Source organism: Pelotomaculum propionicicum, from assembly GCF_048984525.1.
Classification (GTDB): domain Bacteria; phylum Bacillota; class Desulfotomaculia; order Desulfotomaculales; family Pelotomaculaceae; genus Syntrophopropionicum; species Syntrophopropionicum propionicicum_A.
Window position 1 is genome coordinate 72,573 of record NZ_JBMGJC010000009.1, and the last position, 19,287, is coordinate 91,859.

General features: G+C 53.2%; 17 protein-coding genes. 5 read left to right on the forward strand and 12 right to left on the reverse strand.

Annotated features, from left to right (window positions below; all coding sequences use genetic code 11):
- Window position 1 precedes the first annotated feature (1 nt).
- The 5 genes from ACOBQJ_RS11320 to ACOBQJ_RS11340 form a co-directional block, all read right to left on the reverse strand.
- Window positions 2–895, reverse strand: a complete 894-nt coding sequence (locus tag ACOBQJ_RS11320) for an ATP-binding cassette domain-containing protein (protein ID WP_421071876.1) — start codon at window positions 893–895, stop codon at window positions 2–4.
- 13 nt (window positions 896–908) lie between these two features.
- Complete coding sequence (locus tag ACOBQJ_RS11325; protein ID WP_421071877.1) at window positions 909–1,886, reverse strand: HlyD family secretion protein; 978 nt, start codon at window positions 1,884–1,886, stop codon at window positions 909–911.
- 229 nt (window positions 1,887–2,115) lie between these two features.
- Window positions 2,116–4,818, reverse strand: a complete 2,703-nt coding sequence (locus tag ACOBQJ_RS11330; RefSeq protein ID WP_421071878.1) for a calcium-translocating P-type ATPase, SERCA-type — start codon at window positions 4,816–4,818, stop codon at window positions 2,116–2,118.
- 146 nt (window positions 4,819–4,964) lie between these two features.
- Window positions 4,965–5,354 (reverse strand): hypothetical protein, encoded by a 390-nt coding sequence (locus tag ACOBQJ_RS11335; RefSeq protein WP_421071879.1) that lies wholly within the window; start codon window positions 5,352–5,354, stop codon window positions 4,965–4,967.
- 246 nt (window positions 5,355–5,600) lie between these two features.
- Window positions 5,601–7,283, reverse strand: a complete 1,683-nt coding sequence (locus ACOBQJ_RS11340; protein WP_421071880.1) for a stalk domain-containing protein — start codon at window positions 7,281–7,283, stop codon at window positions 5,601–5,603.
- A 274-nt stretch (window positions 7,284–7,557) separates the two neighbouring features.
- On the opposite strand from ACOBQJ_RS11340, the gene ACOBQJ_RS11345 reads away from it, so the two are divergent.
- Window positions 7,558–8,319, forward strand: coding sequence for a tRNA threonylcarbamoyladenosine dehydratase (locus tag ACOBQJ_RS11345; RefSeq protein WP_421071881.1), 762 nt, complete (start codon window positions 7,558–7,560; stop codon window positions 8,317–8,319).
- Here the strand turns inward: ACOBQJ_RS11345 and ACOBQJ_RS11350 are convergent.
- Entirely contained in the window at window positions 8,306–9,790 is a 1,485-nt protein-coding gene (locus tag ACOBQJ_RS11350) for a phytoene desaturase family protein (RefSeq protein WP_421071882.1), read from the reverse strand. The two genes, ACOBQJ_RS11345 and ACOBQJ_RS11350, sit on opposite strands and share 14 nt — an antisense overlap.
- Before the next feature lie 152 nt (window positions 9,791–9,942).
- Complete coding sequence (locus tag ACOBQJ_RS11355) at window positions 9,943–11,253, reverse strand: DUF1343 domain-containing protein (RefSeq protein ID WP_421071883.1); 1,311 nt, start codon at window positions 11,251–11,253, stop codon at window positions 9,943–9,945.
- Window positions 11,254–11,476: 223 nt separating this feature from the next.
- Between ACOBQJ_RS11355 and ACOBQJ_RS11360 the strand changes: the two genes are divergently transcribed.
- Window positions 11,477–12,022 carry a hypothetical protein gene (locus ACOBQJ_RS11360; RefSeq protein ID WP_421071884.1) on the forward strand — a complete coding sequence of 182 codons (546 nt, stop codon included), beginning with the start codon at window positions 11,477–11,479 and terminating at the stop codon, window positions 12,020–12,022.
- A 15-nt stretch (window positions 12,023–12,037) separates the two neighbouring features.
- Here the strand turns inward: ACOBQJ_RS11360 and ACOBQJ_RS11365 are convergent, their stop codons facing one another.
- From ACOBQJ_RS11365 to ACOBQJ_RS11375, 3 genes are all read right to left on the reverse strand, one after another.
- Window positions 12,038–12,538: a hypothetical protein gene (locus ACOBQJ_RS11365; protein WP_421071885.1), complete on the reverse strand. Its 501-nt coding sequence runs from the start codon at window positions 12,536–12,538 to the stop codon at window positions 12,038–12,040.
- 34 nt (window positions 12,539–12,572) lie between these two features.
- A complete protein-coding gene (locus ACOBQJ_RS11370) occupies window positions 12,573–13,394 on the reverse strand; it encodes a radical SAM protein (RefSeq protein ID WP_421071886.1) in 822 nt (273 codons plus the stop codon).
- A gap of 97 nt (window positions 13,395–13,491) precedes the next feature.
- Window positions 13,492–13,968: a DedA family protein gene (locus ACOBQJ_RS11375; RefSeq protein ID WP_421071887.1), complete on the reverse strand. Its 477-nt coding sequence runs from the start codon at window positions 13,966–13,968 to the stop codon at window positions 13,492–13,494.
- Between the two features lie 134 nt (window positions 13,969–14,102).
- On the opposite strand from ACOBQJ_RS11375, the gene hisF reads away from it, so the two are divergent.
- The 3 genes from hisF to ACOBQJ_RS11390 all read left to right on the forward strand — a co-directional run bounded on the left by hisF (window position 14,103) and on the right by ACOBQJ_RS11390 (window position 17,289).
- A complete protein-coding gene (hisF, locus tag ACOBQJ_RS11380; protein ID WP_421071888.1) occupies window positions 14,103–14,870 on the forward strand; it encodes an imidazole glycerol phosphate synthase subunit HisF in 768 nt (255 codons plus the stop codon).
- A gap of 275 nt (window positions 14,871–15,145) precedes the next feature.
- Window positions 15,146–15,679 (forward strand): RNA polymerase sigma factor, encoded by a 534-nt coding sequence (locus ACOBQJ_RS11385; protein WP_421071889.1) that lies wholly within the window; start codon window positions 15,146–15,148, stop codon window positions 15,677–15,679.
- Window positions 15,680–15,696: 17 nt separating this feature from the next.
- Window positions 15,697–17,289 (forward strand): LolA family protein, encoded by a 1,593-nt coding sequence (locus ACOBQJ_RS11390; RefSeq protein ID WP_421071890.1) that lies wholly within the window; start codon window positions 15,697–15,699, stop codon window positions 17,287–17,289.
- Window positions 17,290–17,552: 263 nt separating this feature from the next.
- On the opposite strand, the gene ACOBQJ_RS11395 is transcribed toward ACOBQJ_RS11390, so the two are convergent.
- Both ACOBQJ_RS11395 and ACOBQJ_RS11400 read right to left on the reverse strand, forming a co-directional pair.
- Window positions 17,553–18,392 (reverse strand): aminotransferase class IV, encoded by an 840-nt coding sequence (locus tag ACOBQJ_RS11395; protein ID WP_421071891.1) that lies wholly within the window; start codon window positions 18,390–18,392, stop codon window positions 17,553–17,555.
- Window positions 18,393–18,399: 7 nt separating this feature from the next.
- The gene (locus ACOBQJ_RS11400; RefSeq protein ID WP_421071892.1) at window positions 18,400–19,260 is read right to left on the reverse strand and encodes an ankyrin repeat domain-containing protein; all 861 of its coding nucleotides are present in this window, start codon (window positions 19,258–19,260) and stop codon (window positions 18,400–18,402) included.
- Window positions 19,261–19,287 lie beyond the last annotated feature (27 nt).

Consider the following 19,287-nt stretch of genomic DNA (forward strand, 5'->3'; position numbering starts at 1 on the left):
TTTAGACCACCTCTTTTTCCGTCAGGGATACAAAGACATCTTCCATGGAAGGAGTGATCTCTTCCATAATGGAAATTGATATGCCTTTTTCAGTAAGCAGCCTGGATATCGATACCTTCGCCGGCTCAACCTCGGTGACGGCCACGTGGTACCTGTCTCCGTAAAAGCTCGCGTCATCGACTTCTGGAAGCTCGCCCAGGAAGTCGAGGTCCTTCGCGTCTGCTTTAATTTCTATAATTTTATTCTTGATCTGCTTTTTAAGCTGGTCAGGCGTGCCGGCAGCCACAATCTTCCCCCGGTCCAGGAGGGCCACCTTTTTACATAGGTCCGCCTCGTCCATGTATGGCGTGGACACGAATATAGTCATCCCGTCCCGGTTGAGCATGTATAATATCTTCCAGAATTCCTTGCGGAACTCCGGGTCCACCCCAAACGTCGGCTCATCCAGGATCAGCATTTCCGGCCGGATTACCAACGCGCAGGTCAGGGCAAGCTTTTGTTTCATCCCGCCGGACAGGGCGTCCGCGAACCGTGATTTAAACGGCGAAAGTTTCGTCAGCTCCAAAATCTCGCCGGCCCGCTCCCTGATCGTCTTTTTGTCGATCTTGTAGAGGGAGCCGAAAAAATCTATGTTTTCCATCACCGTCAGGTCGCCGCAAAGGCTGAACCGCTGGGGCATGTAGCCAAAACTGCCGGCGTCCTTCTTCCCGCCAAAAAGGGTGACCCGGCCGCTGGTGGGGTTGATCAGGCCGCAGGCCATCCGCAGCAGCGTTGTTTTGCCGGCCCCGTCCGGGCCCACCAGGCCGAAAATGTCCCCCTTTTCAACCTTCAGGGATACTTCACTGACTGCCGTAATATTTCCAAAAACCCGGGTGAGGTCCACCATCTCGATCATCTAAAATCCACCTCTAATCAAGGACGACGTCGGCAGGCATACCCGGTTTCAAAACATTGTTTTCGTTGTTGAACCTGATTTTCACAGCGTAAACTATGTTGGTGCGTTCTTTTTTGGTCTGGACAGTTTTCGGCGTGTATTCACCCTGGGAGGCTATTTCCTCAATAATACCCGTGTGCTCCTCGGCGCTGCCGCTGACAGTGAATTTAACCTGCTGGCCCAGTTTGATTTTGGGCAGGTCGTCGGTAGGGATGTAGACCTTGATCCACATGTCGTTTAAGTTGGCGACCGTCGCCACGGAAGCGCCCGCCTGGACCACTTCCCCGTCTTCAAAATTCCTGGTGAGGACTGTCCCGTTGATGGGGCAGGTAATTTTAGTGTCTTCAATAAAGGCCTCCGACGCCTTTAATACGGCGATGTTGCGTTCCAGCTCAACCCTGGCCGCTTCGACCTGCTCCGGCCGGCTGCCGTCTAAAAGCAGGTCCAGCCTGATCTTTGCCGATTCCATGGCATACTGCGACTGTTTGAAAGCTGTTTCCGTCCTTTCCATCTCGGAGTCGGATATGACATTTTCCTTATACAAAAGAGAAGACCGGTCATAGTCCTTCGCAGCCTTGTCATAATTTAGCCGGGCGGTATCCACAGCGATCTGCGCTTCCCTTATTTCCTGCTCCCTGGCGCCCGAGGTCAGGTCGTCCAGCAGAGCCTGCGCCTTCGCCACGGAGAGGGCGTCCCTTTCCCTTTGGGCCGCCAGATCGTTGCGTACAATTTCCGCCACCAGCTGGTCCTTCGCCACGGCATCGCCGGCCGATACCGTCAGCCCCCGCAGGGTGCCGGCCACTTTCGCCCTTAATTCCACCTGCGTCGCCTCGATGGTCCCCGTAGCCTCCAGACTGTCTGACTGCTTGTCCCCGATGTACCTGTCATAGCCCAGGTAACCCAGAGAACATAGTACAACCACCAGGAGCAAACCCGCGATCCTTTTTTTCATAAGTACCCCACCCATATCAAATCGTTTGTTAGTAAACTAATTATAATATATTATTCTACCTGGGTTCATCATAGCACTTGTTCCGCTTATTAACAATCCTTTTTTTAGAAGAATCAAAACGTGTCAAGGGGACGGTTCTTCTGACACGATTCGGTGAGACAAAGGATGGTTCTCCCGCCTCGCTATTGTATGTACAAACCGCCTTGCTGCAGGGAAGTGTTACACAATGTTATTTTTCTGCAGTTGTGCCAGCCCTCAGGACCATTTTACTGACCTCAACCAAAACCAGCGGTATGACACTCAGGCCGAGCACAACCGCCCAGTCGGACGGACGCAGTAAAACGGTCTCAAAAACGCCTCTCAGGAAAGGAACGAAAACAACTATCAAAAGCGCCGAAGCAGATATGATGAAAGCAAATATTAAACTGCGGTTGGTGCCAAGGCCTATGGTAAACAGGGAGTGTTCTATACTCCGGACGTTGAAAGAATGTACAATCTGCGACATGGCCATGGTGATAAAAGTCATGGTATGCGCTTCCTCCAGGGTCCGGTCCCAGCGCAGGGCAAGCCAATACGCGGTTAGCGACAGGAGCCCGATCATAATACCCTGCCACAGTATCCTGGCGCCCACGCCTCCGGCGAACAGGCTTTCCTGGGGCTTGCGGGGCGGCATGTCCATAATGCCCTTCTGGGGAGGTTCCAGGCCAAGGGCGAGGGCTGGCGGGCCGTCCGTAACCAGGTTCAGCCAAAGTATCTGAATCGGGTTCAGTGGGCTGCCCAGGCCCAGCAGCAGCGCTGTAAAGATAGCAGCGATTTCCCCCGTGTTGCATGACAGCAGGTACTGCACGGAGCCGCGGATGTTATTGTATATGGTCCGGCCTTCCTCCACCGCCCTGACAATGGTGGCGAAATTGTCGTCCTGCAGGACCATGTCCGAAGCTTCCTTGGCGACCTCGGTGCCGCTGATACCCATGGCCGCGCCTATGTCCGCCCTTTTAAGAGCCGGAGCGTCGTTGACTCCGTCACCGGTCATGGCCACCACATGTCCGTGGTGCTTCAAAGCCTCGACAATACGCAGCTTGTGCTCGGGAGAAACCCTGGCGTAGACAGCCACACCGTTCACTGCATCTCTCAATTCATCGTCATCCATTTGTTCCAGCTGCTCACCGGTCAGGCTTTCATCACCCGGCTGCAGTATATCCAGCTCCCTGGCTATGGCCGCGGCAGTCTCCCGGTGGTCGCCGGTGATCATTACCGTCCGTATCCCGGCCCTGCGGCAAAGAGCCACCGCTTCCTTGGCTTCGGGCCGTGGCGGGTCCTGAATGGCAAAAAATCCGATAAATGTAAGATCTTTTTCCACGGTTTCCGGTGTAAGGGATTCCGGCATTCCGGACCAGCCGCGGAATGCCAGCGCCAGTACTCTCTGTCCTTCTGAAGCCAGGCGCGTATTAACTTCCAGAAGACTTTTACGGGTATCTTCACTAATGGTAACGCTGCCCTCTTGCGAGAATACAGCGGTACAGCGCCCCAGGATCACATCCGGCGCTCCCTTGGTGAAGGACTTTGTTAATCCGTCAACATTATGAAAGGTGGTCATCATCTTGCGTTCAGAATCAAAGGGGATTTCGTTCAGGCGGGGGCTTTTCGCACCGGCTTCCTCCCTTTTCAGCCCTGCTTTAGCCGCGGCGACCACCAGTGCGCCCTCGGTGGGATCCCCGAGGACGCGGTAACCTTTTTCCGTTTCTTCCAGCCTGGCGTCACAGTTCAGCAGACCCCCGTACAATAACAGGGCGAGGTTTTTGTCATCCAGGGCTGAAACTTCATTGCCGTTTTGCTCTGTAAATTTACCCTCCGGCTCGTAACCGGCGCCGGAAACCTCAAAAAAATTGCCCGCTGCATATACACGGGTAACAGTCATTTCATTTTTGGTAAGGGTGCCTGTTTTGTCCGAACAAATTACGGTAGCCGTACCCAGCGTCTCAACCGCCGTGAGCTTCCTGATAATAGCCCGCCGGCGGCTCATCCTGGTCACGCCCAGGGCCAGCACGATGGTCACAACCGCGGGCAGCCCCTCGGGCACCGCCGCCACGGCGAGGCTGATAGCCACCATGAACATCTCCAGCAGGTCTTCGCCACGCGTGAGCCCTATCAAAAATACCAGCACTACGATGGCCACAGCGGCAATACCCAGTACTTTCCCCAGCCGGCCCAACCTCTGCTGCAGGGGTGTCGTCTCCGGAACTGAGTCGTCCAGCAGCCGGGCAATCTGTCCCAGCTGCGTGTTCATCCCTGTTTCCACTACAATGGCCCGGCCGCGCCCGCTGGTTATGGTGGTCCCCATAAACAGCATGTTCTTCCGGTCACCTACCGGGAGTTGATCAGAGTATATTACAGACGGGTTTTTTTCCACCGGTACGGACTCGCCGGTAAGCGCCGACTCGTTGGACTGCAGGGAAGCAGCCTCAACCAGCCTGGCGTCCGCCGGAACCGAATCGCCGGCGTCCAGCATGATTAAATCACCGGGAACTACTTCCTCCGCACTAATCTGTATTGCTCTTGCGCCTCTTACCACTTTTGCTGAAGGCTTGGTCATGTCCTTCAAAGCCTTGAGGGCGTTTTCGGCCTTGTTCTCCTGAAAAACGCCGATTACAGCGTTTAGGACCACGATGATAAGGATGACAATAGCGTCCTCCCACTCGCCCAGAAACGCCGAAATAACTGCTGCGACAATCAGGATCAGCACCAGGATTTCTTTCAGCTGCCCTGCAAAAATAGACAAAATGCCACGAGGCGGCTTTTCCTGCAGGACATTCGGTCCATATTCACTTAAGCGCCCGGCCGCTTCTGTTATATCAAGTCCCGACCCGGCGCTCGTGCCCAGGTCCCGGCACAATTCATCCGTGTCTATTGAATACCACTTTTTCTCTTCCATTTATCCTCCACATTCGACTAGAAATGCGACAGGGGGGGACGGTTCTCGCTGTCGCAAAATGATCTTATACAGTCATTGTTCAATTCATTGCCACCGCAGGCAAACAGTTCTCTTTTAGCATTCAAAGGAGAACCTCTCCACCTGTATCATTTCTCAATATGCAATTCAATATTATAAAAACCGCGTTCTACAGCCCAGCCTCTTACTTTTGGAAACGGGACATCGTTTTTCAGGTGTTTATATTTTATATAAGGCTTTTCATTGTTCCGCAGGTCATCGAACACCTTTATATTATCCTCATAAGCCACATGCGTGGTCTCGGTTCCATTGTCAGCAAAAGTTATAATATATTTTGCCCCGGTGTTCAATTTTTCTATATTTAACTCAAGAATCTCCGCTTTATTCCATGGGAGTTTTGCAGTTGTCTTATCGGTAAATTCAGCAAAAAGTTTTTTTGACTTAAAATAGCCAATAATGCCAAAAGCAACAATGGCAAGAAATACAACTGCTCCCGCGATAATTAAAAAAATTTTCATGTGCCCTCCTAATAAAACCAGGTTATTTACTATCGATTTCCAATTAGTATGAATATATACTTCTCCTCAGAGAAGTTAATCCCTTCACAAAATCGGTGTTGGATTCCATGGAGACCAAAAGAACGCCTCTTGTCTCCCCTTGTTCTAAGGACTTTATGAGAACCGTGTCAGGATAACCGTCTCTGTAAACACGTTTATAAAAAAAGCAGGCCAGAGGACTCTCTGACCCGCCTTACACTGACTTTTTTATGAACCTGTTTTGATTATTACACTGTTGGTCTCGGCCTTCCATTCCACGTCCAGTCCAAGGTTTTCGGAGATAAACCTTACCGGCAGCATCGTCCGGCCGTTAATGATCACGGGGGCCACATCGGTTGTCTTGGCTTCGCCGTTGACCATGGTATTGAGGCTGCCGATCCACATCAACACGGTCTTGTCGCCGCAGGTCACGGTGACTTTCTTCTCCGCGGCATCCCAGCCAACTGTTCCCCCCATCGACTCAATTATAGCCCTTACCGGCAGCAGGGTCCTACCCTCCATGATAACAGGCGACGTCCCTTTGCCCGGGTCTATCTCTTGGGTCACCCCGTTTATAGTCATATTGGGGCTGCCGATCTGCAGCACTGTCTGAAGTTTTAAATTCTGGAGAACCCCCTCTTTAATTGTAAGGTTCCCCGGAGCCAGAGGAGTTGCCGCAGGCGTAGTCACTTTAAAATACGGCAAGTCCGCGGACCTGGTTTTACTTGTATCGTTATAGGCGTATATCGTGTACTCGTATTCAGTGCCGGGTTTGAGGCCCGTGTCGGTATAGCTGCTGCTATCGGCTGGCAGGGCTATCGGCAAATATTCATTCAATCCGTGACGCCATATCTTATAACTGGTCTCAATCTTTGACCTGTCCTCCCAGGTTATCTTTACTGTACTGCTTGATTCGGCCTTTAGCACCAGATTTATCGGTTCATGCGGCGGGGAAAACCAGTGGCACACTTCCGAATAAGGAGATTTTTGGCCATCAGGCCCGATGGCCTTGACCCGGAACATGTAATGCTCATCCAGGTCCAGAGGATTTTCCAGGTACTGCACGGTGTTCGCGGGCAGGTTGTAGGTATAAACGTAGTCATTTCCGGCAAATGCCTTTTCCAAAACATAGCCTGTCTCATAATTGCAGTTGTCCGTCCACTGCACGGCAAACCCAGTCGTGCCCGGGAAATAGCTCACAAAGACGCCCGTGGGCTGGGGCATAAATTTGACGCTTACCACGTTGGATCCATCGGAATAGTCATTTGCGCTGCCGGCCATTACCATGTAAGTATATTTGATATTGGGCAGGACGGCGGTATCCTCGTATCGGGTGCTTTCTCCAGTCAGGCTGATCTGCTCAATTTTAGTTTGCTCAGCATAGGTGGTCTTCTGAATGACATAGAATGCATGTTTATTGTTGCCGTCCCAGTTAAGGTCGATATGCTGGGCAAGCTCATCTACCACAGCTGTCAGGTTTGTAGGATTGTTGGGGCCGGTAGTCCACTCTGCCACGTTGGAATAAGCCGAATTTGAAATTGGGCCGTTGGCACGCACCCTGTAGCTGTAAGCCGTGTCACGAATAACATCATAGTCCACGTATTCCTTGACATTGGCATCTACCGTGGTTAAATTCAGGAAATCTCCACCCTCAGCGCTGCGCTCGATAGTAAACCCTGTTTCGTTGATGGAGTTGTCCTCCCACCGCAGGCCGACATAAAGAGCGCCGGGAAAACAATCTGCTTTCAGGTCTGAAGGCGCTGGCGGAGTGGATGTAATAACAATAGGTGGCCTGGTTATAATATCGGTGTCTCCTATCGAAGGACCGACAGATGTGGCCGCCCACCCCGCTGCAGCCAGGCTGAAAGATAAAATGACGAGGAATAGGCCCAGGTACTTTGCTCTTTTCATTTTTTACTCCCTCCGTGATAAATCGTTTTTAGACATACGCCAATTTAAGGCTGCACTGGAAAACATGTGTGATACGTTAATTCGCTTTACTTCATAGCAATCCTCCAGAAAACAGCTCCAATTTGCCGAAATATGAAAATTTTGTATCACACCTCAAAACGACAGCCATAGCTGGAATCATAAGTAACGTATGTTATAATAGCGGTAATTGCAGAATAAATGAAAAACACCGGGATACGGCACATTAAATAATCGACTCAGGGTGTGTGTACATATGCTTAACGAGTTTTCAAGGACAGAGATGCTGATAGGAAAAGCGGCGCTTGAGAAGCTGGCGCGCAGCAGGGTCGCCGTTTTTGGCATCGGCGGGGTAGGATCATTTGTGGTTGAAGGGCTGGCCAGAGCCGGTGTCGGCGGGTTTGTGCTGGTGGACGACGACTGCGTCAGCCTCACCAACATCAACAGGCAGATCCATGCCACCAGAAAAACACTGGGAAAGCCCAAGGTAGAGGTCATGCGGGACAGGGTCCTCGATATCAATCCCAGGGCTGAAGTAATATTACACAAGACGTTCTATATGCCCGAAAATGCCCGGGAGTTGGTCAGGACGGATTACAGCTACATCGTCGACGCGGTCGACACAGTAACCGCCAAGATAGACCTGGTTGTAAGCGCCAAGCGGCTGGGCATCCCGGTAATCAGCTCCATGGGGGCCGGCAACAAACTGGACCCGACAAAATTTGAAATAGCTGATTTATACGAAACCTCGATCTGTCCCCTGGCCAGGGTGATGCGAAGGGAATTAAGAAAACGGGGAGTAAAGGATTTAAAAGTCGTTTACTCGAAGGAGGAGCCGCTGAAGCCCCTGGAAACTGAAGATGCCGGCTGTGAAACAATTTTGCTCTCCGAAAGCGCGGCAGACGGACCTGAGGTTGTCCGCCGCCAGGTCCCCGGCAGCATTTCATTCGTCCCCTCAGTGGCCGGCCTGCTGATAGCGGCCGAGGTCGTAAAAGACCTGCTGTCTAAGCAGACCTGAACTTCTTCCCGTCGTTTTTGCATATAGACTTCATCAAAGTCCGGCCCGACAGCGCGTTTGCAAACAGAGCGCCGGCCGACGTAACCCATACGCCCACCAGGTGGAAGTTGGAAAGGCCCGGCAGTGTCGTCTCCAGCCCCCTGCTGAACAGGCTTCCGGAGATGCTGAACTTTTTCACCGGCATGTTGGCGAACCCATGCGTCCCCCCCATGTATCTCTCCCAGGTCATCAAGGTGGGCACATCCACCGCCTCCACCTGGCTCTTAATGCCGGGAAAGCGTTTTTCCAGCAGGCTGATTACTGTTTCGGCCACCTTTTCTTTTTCCTCTCCGTAAAGGGCCCTGTCGCTGTAAAGCTTTTTCCAGTATGAATAGCTGGAAACAAGCTCGACCTTGATCACACCCTTGCCCGCGGGCGCCATGGTTTTGTCAAACCCGTAAAACTGCATCTCGATACTCTCGTTCACATGGCCCGCGATCTCCACCGGCTCATCCAGCAGCATGACCAGGGAAGAAGGCTCGCCGGACAGGTCCCTGTCCACCCCGAGAAAAACGTGGACCGCCCAGTTGGTTTCATCCTGGGGCTCCCCGCAGTAAGCCCTTACCCGGTCGTTCAGGTAACGCCCTCCCAGCATGTCCATAATTGTCTTGCGCCCATCCGCGTTGGAGATTACCAAATCCGCCCTGTGCTCGCTGCCGTCGGCAGTTTGTACCCCTACAGCCCTGTCGTTCTCAGTTATAATTTTAACTACTTTCTGCTGGTAGAAGACCTCTCCTCCCAGCTCCCTGTAGCGCCTCTCGATAGACCTGGCAAACTCGAACGCTCCGCCGGCTGGCCAGGCGATGTCCTTGTTGTAGCCATAGGCGTGCTTGGCCAGGTGTATGAAAAATGGCAGATTAGGCTCGGAGTATTCCAGCAGGGGGAAAGCCTTTTTCAGGAAAGGGTCGGTAAACCGTTCCGCATACTGCCGCATACTGGTCTTAAACCACTTGCCGGAGGACAACATAAACGGGATCACGCTGATCATGCTCCAGGTGCTCCCTAGCATCATCTTGCCCCACATATCGCTTTTCGAAAAAGCCGCTATGGCCCTGGTGTATTCGTCTATGACCTTCGCATCACCCGGCGACAGCTCCTTCAAGTGCTGTTCCAGCCTCTCCAAATCATAGTAGTCGATAAACATTTTACCGTTAGGAGAAGAAACGCTTACACATTCTTTCGTATAAACCAGCTCCCTCGGCATGGCGCCGAGCTCACGCCAGAGCATGTTTATTTTCGACTGGGGCGAACAGCCAAATAGGTGGTGGATGCAGACATCAAAAGTATACCCCTTGCGCTTGTATGCCGCGCACTGTCCGCCGGGGACTGAGTGCATTTCAAATATCCTGGTCTTGTAACCGTTGAGCTGGCCGTAGATACCGGAGGCCAGGCCGCCCATGCCGGCCCCAATTATTATGATGGATTTTCCCATAACCATATACTCCTTTTCGGTTTAATACGTAACAGTATTTTACCACCTCTGCCGCAGTTTATTTTCAAAAGAAAAAAAATTTAGCCGGCAGTAACGCCGGCTATAATAAACTTTTGGTAATGCGACAGCGATAACCGTCCCCCCTGCCGCACTTAATATATAAGGTATTTTTCCCGCTCCGCTTTGAACCGGTCCAAAGCGGGGGTGTAATTTGCTTCTATCTGCTGCGGGCTGAGGCCCTGCTCCAGGTATTGGCCGATTTTATCGCTACCCATAATCTTGTCGAACATTACTACGGCCTCGCCGCTTTTCGGAACGGTGAAATTATTCAGCGAGTGGGCGTAGGCCAGGGCATAGATGCCTGTTTTGGCCGGGTTAAAAGATTGATAGTCGTGGATCTTCAAACGGACCCCGCCTGCTTCCCCCCGCACCTCGGGAATAAAGGCCACGCCCGGGAGCCCCGCGTTGTTAAGAAGGTCTGCGAACTTCTGCGCGTCGATGCCTTTGCCGCCGATCCACTTGAACTTGTCAGCCTGCGCGATACCCGTCCCTTCGCCCAGGCCGGTGGCCATGTAACCGAAAACCGAGTCGAGGTCCGGGATGTTCGGTGACGTTTGCACCCACGACAGCCCGGTATCCTGGTAGATCATCTCCCTGGAATAGCCTTCCATGGGGATCACTTTGAGGTCCGCGCCGATCTTGCGGTTGAAGAACTTCGCCAGCTCACCGGCCGTCATGCCGTGGGCCATCGGCAGGTTGTCCACACCGACAAAGGTTATATAAGGGTCTTCCAGCACCGGCCCCTCCACAATAAGGCCTCCTACCGGGTTGGGACGGTCGAGCACCAGCACCGGCTTGCCGTATTTTTGGGCCGCCGCCATGCAGTAATTCAGGGTGGACATGTAGGTATAAGACCTCGCCCCTATGTCCTGGATATCAAACACAAGGACGTCGATATTTTCCAGCATTGCCGCGGTGGGCATCCTGGTGCTCCCGTACAGGCTGTACACGGGAATGCCAAGTACGGGATGCGTGTAAGACTCCACGTACTCTCCGGCGCTGGCGGTGCCGTCAATGCCATGCTCGGGTCCGTAAAGAGCATTCAGCTGCAGCGATTTATCACTTGCCAGAAGGTCTATAGTGCTTTGGCCCCGGCTGTTCACACCGCTTTGGTTGGTAACAAGCCCTACTTTCTTTCCTTCCACCAGGTAATGGTACTTGCTCATCAGCAGTTCATCGCCCAGTTTAAAGCTCGTGGTTTCCCCGCTAGTTTCGGCAGCGGAGCCCGGTTCCTGTGATACTTGATCCTGGCTTTCTCCGGCTGGGCCGGCCTCTGTTCCCAAGCCCTCCCCCGGCTGATGGGCCACCTGCGGACCTCCCGTATTGACAACGTTATTTTCACTGCATCCCGCCAAAAACAATACCAGAATAATAACCACCAAGAGCGGCATTATTTTTTTCAACTTATTTCACCTCGCCCAGCATATTTTACCTAACTGGTTAGACGTTTCTAATAGCCGTTTAGTTGCGAAAATTTTTGCAGCAGAGTAAATTGAGCCCGCCAACCCGAGCAATTAATAACAAGATTTAAAACAACTCCGGAGCGAAAGGTGTTTTTCTTTAATAAATTTTATATAAAAGATAAAAATAAAAGATAATATACCCGGGTTTAAGGAGGGCAAGAACATGTTAGAACAAATCAAAGAAATTACGGACCGGATCAGGGTTACCCGGGAAGGGCTGGAAAACCTATCGGATAAAGTAGAGCATACCGAGAGGTACATTTTAGATGAGGCGCTCAAAATGGCGTTTGAAATAATCGCATTCGAGCCAATAGCATCGAGCGCATCGTACCACAACTGCGCCAACTGCGAACACGAAACCCACTATACATACAGCGATAAAAGAGGCATCCGCCTGGCAAGCTCCGGCGGCAACAAGCTTGATCCTGACGGAGAAAATATTGAGGAAAAAGAATTATGGTACCTGGATACAGGCGAATTTATCACAACCTACCGCAAGGGTTACAAGAGCAGCCGTGAGAACGAGTGGTGGAGCTGGTCAAGGCAGCTGTTAAAAAACGACGTTGATCCCGTGGAGGCCGATTACGACGTAAAGGAAATCCTCCGGAACCTTGTCAGCCACCTGGAGGAGAGGCTTGGTGACTTAAGCAGCCACATCAGGATGAAACAGGACCGGATCGATGACCTGCACAGATTAGACCTGCACTAAAACCACAAGATACCATCACAGCGATTTTTTCTCTTTCCTGAGCTTTAGCACGGTAAAAATATAGATTACAAAACCAAGCGCAAGCGTCCCGTATTCGCCAATATTAACCCCTGCCTGAGAGCTGTACAGGCCGAGCCCAACTTCCGGCGAACCATTGAAAAGGAGCGGCATGCCGCTATCTGAAGGGAACGCAAAACTCATCGGTTTTGCAATAAAGTCCACCACCCAGTGGCTGAAAACAAGGATCCCGAATATAACACCGGTACTGGTGCTGCGGCTGATGAGCCTGGCCATCAACGCGGCGCCAACCGACCAGATCACTGACATGAACAGCCCGTGTGACCACGGGGCCGCGGAATTAATACTTGCCCCCGGGTATTGTTCGACACCCGCGAAATAGAAAACTCCCCATATGATATCGATAACATAAGCACCTATCAATAAAACCGCCACCGGTATTTGGGGGGCGGCCCGCTTGGCCGCCAGACCCACACCCATGTGTGCCAATCCTGCCATAATTGACCTCCTTATTGTCCAGTAACCGGCTCAATCAAATCAGTGACATGCTGCAGCCATACTGGATTGAAATTGTGTTTAGTTTCTTTCTCACACTGTCACGGTACAGCCCCCGGTCAGAAGAACACAGTTCGAGGTCCATCAATGCCGCGGGAAATTTCTCCCGGTATATTTTCTTGAGCCGCTGGATTACCGCGGGATAAGGATTTAAGGTATCTGCCAGGACTTCTTTGACCCCGGCTTTCTTTAATTCTCTAAAGAGTGCGGAAAGGGCGTCTCCGCCGTCCCCCACTCCGGGCAGCACCGGCGCGATAAAGACCCATACAGGTATCCCCGCCTCAACCAGCTGCCTCGCAGCCGCCAGCCGCAGGCCAGGCGGCGGTGCGCCCGGTTCAAATACCCGCGCCGCTTTTGCATCCACAGTGGTAATGCTAAAGCCCACCGTGCAGCCCGGGAGCTTGGCAAGAAGGGATATATCCCTGACCACCAGAGCTGACTTGGTAAGTATCTGAACATCCAGCGACGGGTACCGGACCAGCGCTTCAAGGCAGGAGCGGGTCAGCCTGTAATAGGCTTCAGCCTGCTGGTAGGCGTCGGTGACGCTGCCTATGATAAGACGTCCCTCCGGGGCGCGCCTGGAGTCTAGCTGTTTCTCCAAAACCCGGGCAATGTTCACCTTGGCGTCTACGAACGTCCCCCAGGGCTCCTTGTGGCCGGAAAAACGGCACATGAAAGAAGCGTAGCAATATATACAATTGTGAGCGCACCCCACGTAGGGGTTCAGGCAATATTTAAAACCGGGAATGCCGGTTTTGGTGAGGGCGTTTTTGCAGGTTATTTCTTTAGCCAAAGGCATGTCGGACAATGGATCAGTTCCTCCAGTACTTTCTCCGGGGAGAGATTAAGGATAAATTTTTATACAATTGAGTCAGAGTACCTTCCCGTGCTAGCTTTTATCGCCAGTTTTCCTGTATTAGCCGCCCGATATAAGTAAAAGTGACTACCCAGAGGAAAGCCCCGATGGCTGAAAAGGATATCACCTTCAGGAATGACAGCCTGGAGATACCGCAGAGGTACGGTGTGACGTGCCTCAGGCCCGGGATAAAATAGGCGAAAACAATGAACGGCGCTCCATATCTGCTGAACCATTTCCCGGCTTTCAATAATTTTTCAGGGGTTATACGTAAGCGCCGGCCGTATTTTTCAGCGGCGGGGTGAAGAATATTCCTGCCGACGGCAAAGCTCACCGAAACGCCGGTCAAGCTTCCCAGCACCGCTGCAGCCACAACGTGAGTGGAACTGAAAACCCCTTTGCCGATTAAATAACCGATCAGGGCAAGGATTGATTTTGAAGGAAGCAGCACCCCCAGCGTATCAATAATGAAATATATATACAGGCCCAGGTAACCGTAGTTTGTAACCAGCTGCAATAACTGTTCGCTGAAACTCAGGCCAACGCATCTCCCTTCATACCAATAATTATAACTGGTTTGATAGAGGAATTTAAAGGTTTTACCTGGAATTTAATAAAGCCTCGGCATCATCTTGGCAATGGAAAGGAGATATGATATTGAGCAAGGTCCTGATAATGCCCTGCCTGGACATGAAGGGCGGAAGAGTGGTTAAAGGGGTTCATTTTGTAAATCTCAGGGACGCCGGCGACCCTGTCGAATGTGCCAGGATTTACTGCCAGAACGGAGCTGACGAACTGGCTTTTCTGGACATCACCGCTACCATCGAGCAACGGAAAACAACTTTAGACGCAGTGCGGCGGGTAGCCCGGGTCGCCACCGTGCCTTTCACCGTAGGCGGAGGCATAGCTTCCGTGGCAGGGGCCGGAGAAGTCCTGGAAGCCGGGGCTGACCGGGTTTCCATCAGCAGCGCGGCCTTCCGCAACCCCGGCCTGATAGACCAGGCCGCCGCGGAATTCGGCTCCGCCAAACTGGTGGTGGCGATTGACGTTGACCGGAACCCGGCCCTCCCCTCCGGTTACGAGGTCTACATTGACGGCGGCAACACCCCCACGGGGAAGGACGCCATAGAATGGGCCAAAGAGGCGGAAGCCAGGGGCGCGGGCTACATACTGCCCACCAGCAAGGCCTGTGACGGGGCAAAAACCGGTTATGACATCCCCCTGATCCGCGGCATTAAAGAAGTGGTAAAGGTCCCGGTCATCGCCTCCGGCGGGGCCGGCACGATGGAACATTTCTTGGAGGCTGCCCGGGGCGGGAAGGCAGACATCCTGCTCGCGGCATCCGTCTTCCACTTTGGCGAGATCAATATTTTGGAACTCAAAAGATACCTGGGTGACAACGGTGTTAAAACCAAGTAAATCTTAGAATCCGGGGGGCGGGATAATTCTCACCCCCCCCTATTTTGATCATGCCGCTAGTCCCCTGGAGCGCCTAGAATAAACATATAAAACAAACAAATACTATGGAAAGATTTATAAGAAATAAACCAAGCTCCAGCAGGATTGACCATCCCCTTGGAGTTTTTTTATTAAGCATAAAATCAGGTCAGTGGCAGGATTTTCATGTAACAACAGCCCCCGCAAAAACGTTATTATTGGTAGAAACCCGGCCGGGAGAGAAGGTGTTGGAACCTGTGAACGATTGTAATGAACATAAAAAGGCTGGAAAAGGCGACCTCAAATCAATTGAACAGCTCTGCCTTGCTACCTGGGAACCCCTATACCGTTTTATATACTACAGAGTCCAGAACCGCGAGGAAGCTGAGGACATCACCCAGGAAACCTATGCCAGGAGCCTGCCCTACCTGCGGGAGAATAAAGTACCCTCGCAAAATTTCCCGGGTTTTATGCGGAACGTCGCCCTGAATGTGCTGCGTGACCGCTGGCGGCAGAAAAAACGCCGGGGCACGCCGGTCAATATTGAGGAAGCAGATCTTGCAGCAGCGGCTGAGATGGACTGTCAAAATACCGTCGCCCAGCGCCTGCGGGTGGAAAACGCCTTAGCCGGACTGGGCAAGGACCAGCGGGCCGTACTGGATTTAAGGATTATCAAAGGGTACACGGTTGCCGAGACCGCGAGGCTCCTGGGAAAAACGGAAGCCGCTGTCCGCACGTCTCAATACCGGGCTTTACAGACCCTGGCGCGGCTCCTGGACGACAACGACTGATAAGGAGGGATTAAAAAATGAATAATCCCGAAGAAAGGCTTTCCGCATATATAGACGCCCTGAACGAAGAGCGCGACCCGGAAAAACGCCTTGGGTCCGCGGATAATCCCGGGCTGGAAAAACTCCAGTCGGCGGCCAGGCTGGTCCGGTCTCTCAAGGAACCGGCGCTGCCCGCTCCAGGGTACCCAGAAAGGCTGGCCAAGGCGGTGGCCGTCACAATACAAAAAAACAACGTTGTCAGCATTGGCCGGCAGGGTCGGCCAGACAACGCACGGGTAAACCGGGCCAATAAAGACGCGGCCGGACACACCCGCCGCAGGTGGTATCTCCCCTCAGCCGCGGCAGTGGCAGCGGGTATAATCCTGTGCGCGGCTCTGGCGGGCTGGTCACTCTTATCCGGCCGTGACGCGGTTTACGCGATGGATAAAGCGGTCTCAAAACTGTCCAGCTACCACGGCGTCCTCGAAATGCGCTCCCGCAACGCTGCCGGCGAGGAATGGATAGTCCGCCGGGTGGAAATCTGGAATGAAGGCGACAAGTACGCCGCCCGGCAGGAGGACGGCACCCTCACTGTAAATAACGGGGAGCAAAAGTGGCAGGTCCTCGAACAAAGCAGGGAAGTAGCCCTGCTGCCGCCGGCGCCGGACCCCACCCGGCACAGTTTTGACCTGCGGGACGAGGCCCGGCGGGCCAAACAGTACCCGCATACAGCTGCCGGGACGGAAATAATAACGGGCCGCCAGGCTGAAAAACTTGAAATTTCACCACCGGGAGGCCTGCCCTACTATTTGTGGATCGACACGGAAACATCCCTGCCCGTCCAGCTGCAGACAGCGATGCAGAACGCCCTGCAGACGACGTACACTTTTGTGAGCTTTGAACCCAACACTCAAATCAATCCTGAAATATTCACCTACCAGGCGCCGGAGGGATATAAGGTGGTGGAAAAGGACCCCGGACAGCTGGCCGTTACAGTGGAAGAAGCAGCCGCTATCAGCGGGCTGGCTCCGCTGCTGCCGAAGGAAGCGCCGGACCGCATCATTGCCTACCGGGGCCGCATCGTCCTGGATTACAGTGATACCACCGTTGTCGAAACTGCCGCCGCAGGTTCTTTTGAGCCGGAGCCGGGCGCCGCGCTCGGCACCGCGGCCGGAGGCCCGCTGGAGGTATGGCAGGAACGGCTGCGCTGGCGGCAGGACGGTCTGGAAATCGTGGTTGAAGGCGCCAGGCGGGCTGAACTGGCCGGCCAGATCGCCGCAGACCTGGCCCTCCCTGACGGCAGCGGGGGCCTGGCGGAAAAAGCCATGGTCAAGGTCCCGGTGGACATGGAGATCGCCAGGGCCGACCAGCGCCAGGTGGACGGCGGGCACAGCCCCTGGCAGCTTGACCCCCTGCAGGTGTCACTTACCTTCGTCAACCTCAAGGTAACGCCGGAAGGAATCAACGGTGAACCGCAAATACCGATGCCGTCTTTCAGGCTGGCAGCCAACAACGGTGCTGAGGCCGTGGTGGAAGTATCCACCGGCCCGGTAAAGCAGGTTTACCTGGAGCGGCTGGTCCGACAGGACGAAACCGGCATCTGGTCGGTTACCGGCTACGACCCGCGCTGACAAAAACACTGAACCGGTCCCCATTGCACGTGGGACCGGTCCATTTTTTCTCTTGATCATACATCAGGCAGGGCACCTTTCAGCAATTATATAGTCTTCGAGCCAGGGAATCCCCAGTACGAAAAACAAAGTAATCAAAACGGCAACCATTTGTTCCATGTTTATCCCCCCATTAATGTATATTCACCGCGTAAGTTTTTTTGTCATTATACTGGGAGAACATTAACTAAATGTTTCTTATTTATTAATAAATTATAAAACTATCATTTATGAAGTGATGCAAAACCTTTATGAATGCGGGCTGTCAGCGGGCCGGGCCTGCCGCCGCCGATAATCTTCCCGTCCACATTTACCACCGGTACTATCTCAGCCACCGTGCCGGTAATAAAAACCTCTTCCGCCTTCATTAAATCTGAAATATTAAAAGGTTCCTCCATGGCCTTTACACCGAGGGTTCCGGCCACCTTGAGGACAAAGTGCCGTATAACACCCGCGAGGACCCTGTTGTCCGCAGGGTGAGTTATTAGAGCACCGTCTCCAACTATAAATATATTACTGGAAGCGCCCTCTGTAACCGTCCCGTCCGGAAGCACAAAAAAAGCCTCTGCCGCCCCGGCCCGCTCAGCCCTGCGCTTGGCCAGCACACTGGCCTGCAGCGATATTGATTTTACGCTGCACATCTGCCACCGGAACTCGGGCATGGTTATTGCCTTTACCCCCTCACTGTACAGTGACGGGGGTATGTCAGGCATATTCCGGACGGTTACCAGCAGGTTGGGCCGCATTTCTTCTTCAGGCACGTGGCCTCTGGGGGCCGTGCCGCGGGTCACCTGGATATATATCAACGCATCCTTGATACCGCTTTCGCCAAGGGTTTCCACTATTATATTTTTCAGCCGGGCCGGTGCCCAGGGCAGGTCGATTTCCACAGCGGCCGCGCTTAAGGCAAGCCGGGCCAGGTGCTCTTCCAGAGCGAACATCACCCCGTTATATGCCCGCACCACTTCGTACACGCCGTCGCCAAAGTTATAGCCCCGGTCGTTTACTGAAACGCGGGCCTCTTCGAGAGAGCCCACCCAGCCGTTAAAATACGCCAACTCCATAAATTCCCTATCCTCCGGCACTTTGAATTAAGTTTATGATATTGCTGTGGCCGTTCTTTTGGGCCAGAGTCAGCGCCGTGTCACCCATGTCAGTTTTAAAACTGACATCGGCGCCCCGCTCCAACAGTATTTTCACCATATCTTCACGGCCGGTTTCCACCGCGGCCATCAAAGCGCTCCACCCTTCTTTGCCCCTGTCGTTCACCCTGGCCCCGTGGTCCAGCAGGGTCCTGACCACCCTGTAATGGCCGTTGAAAGCGGCCCATATCAGGGGAGTCTCCTGGTCTTCGTTGCTGGCGTTCACGTCCGCGCCGCCTTTTATCATTTCGTTCAGCCAGCTCACATCGCCGGTCCTGGCCGCGTAAATCAGGTCGGCATTTTTAAAAGAACCCGCCTGGTGCAGGACCTGTAAGAGCCTGTTGTTACCTTTCTGCTTGGCCAGGTCGAGGGCTGTCCAGCCTTTGGCGTTTTTAACGGCGACATCGGCCCCTTTTTCAAGCAAATACAGCGTCATCTCATTGCTGTCGTTGTATATGGCGGTCATGAGCGGAGTCAGGCCCTGCCCGTCACAGGCGTTGACATCAGCCCCCCTGTCAATCAGCAGCCTGGAGATATTCTCATTTTCGGCTTTCTGCAGGGCAGCCAGCAGGACGGTAACCCCGCTATGCCCCTTTGCGTTAACGTTTGCCCCGAGGTCCAGCAGCTCTTTCACCACATCTTCATGTCCGAAAAACGCGGCATAGATCAAAGGGCTCATGCCGTTTTCATCCTGGACGTCCACATCCATGCCTTTTTCCCTGACCAGGTACCTGATCTTTTCCGGCGGGTCCCCGCTGCCGGCCGCTTTGATAAGTTTATTAACTGCCAAACCTATACCCCTCTTCCCTTTAACATA

Excerpts from the sequence above, each read along its gene's own strand:
- ACOBQJ_RS11340 (WP_421071880.1), bottom strand. The coding sequence starts at position 7,283 with ATGAAAAGAGCAAAGTACCTGGGCCTATTCCTCGTCATTTTATCTTTC.
- ACOBQJ_RS11360 (WP_421071884.1), top strand. The coding sequence starts at position 11,477 with ATGTTAGAACAAATCAAAGAAATTACGGACCGGATCAGGGTTACCCGG.
- ACOBQJ_RS11370 (WP_421071886.1), bottom strand. The coding sequence starts at position 13,394 with ATGCCTTTGGCTAAAGAAATAACCTGCAAAAACGCCCTCACCAAAACC.
- ACOBQJ_RS11320 (WP_421071876.1), bottom strand. The coding sequence starts at position 895 with ATGATCGAGATGGTGGACCTCACCCGGGTTTTTGGAAATATTACGGCA.
- ACOBQJ_RS11325 (WP_421071877.1), bottom strand. The coding sequence starts at position 1,886 with ATGAAAAAAAGGATCGCGGGTTTGCTCCTGGTGGTTGTACTATGTTCT.
- ACOBQJ_RS11330 (WP_421071878.1), bottom strand. The coding sequence starts at position 4,818 with ATGGAAGAGAAAAAGTGGTATTCAATAGACACGGATGAATTGTGCCGG.
- ACOBQJ_RS11395 (WP_421071891.1), bottom strand. The coding sequence starts at position 18,392 with ATGGAGTTGGCGTATTTTAACGGCTGGGTGGGCTCTCTCGAAGAGGCC.
- ACOBQJ_RS11365 (WP_421071885.1), bottom strand. The coding sequence starts at position 12,538 with ATGGCAGGATTGGCACACATGGGTGTGGGTCTGGCGGCCAAGCGGGCC.
- hisF (WP_421071888.1), top strand. The coding sequence starts at position 14,103 with ATGATATTGAGCAAGGTCCTGATAATGCCCTGCCTGGACATGAAGGGC.
- ACOBQJ_RS11350 (WP_421071882.1), bottom strand. The coding sequence starts at position 9,790 with ATGGGAAAATCCATCATAATAATTGGGGCCGGCATGGGCGGCCTGGCC.
- ACOBQJ_RS11345 (WP_421071881.1), top strand. The coding sequence starts at position 7,558 with ATGCTTAACGAGTTTTCAAGGACAGAGATGCTGATAGGAAAAGCGGCG.
- ACOBQJ_RS11390 (WP_421071890.1), top strand. The coding sequence starts at position 15,697 with ATGAATAATCCCGAAGAAAGGCTTTCCGCATATATAGACGCCCTGAAC.
- ACOBQJ_RS11335 (WP_421071879.1), bottom strand. The coding sequence starts at position 5,354 with ATGAAAATTTTTTTAATTATCGCGGGAGCAGTTGTATTTCTTGCCATT.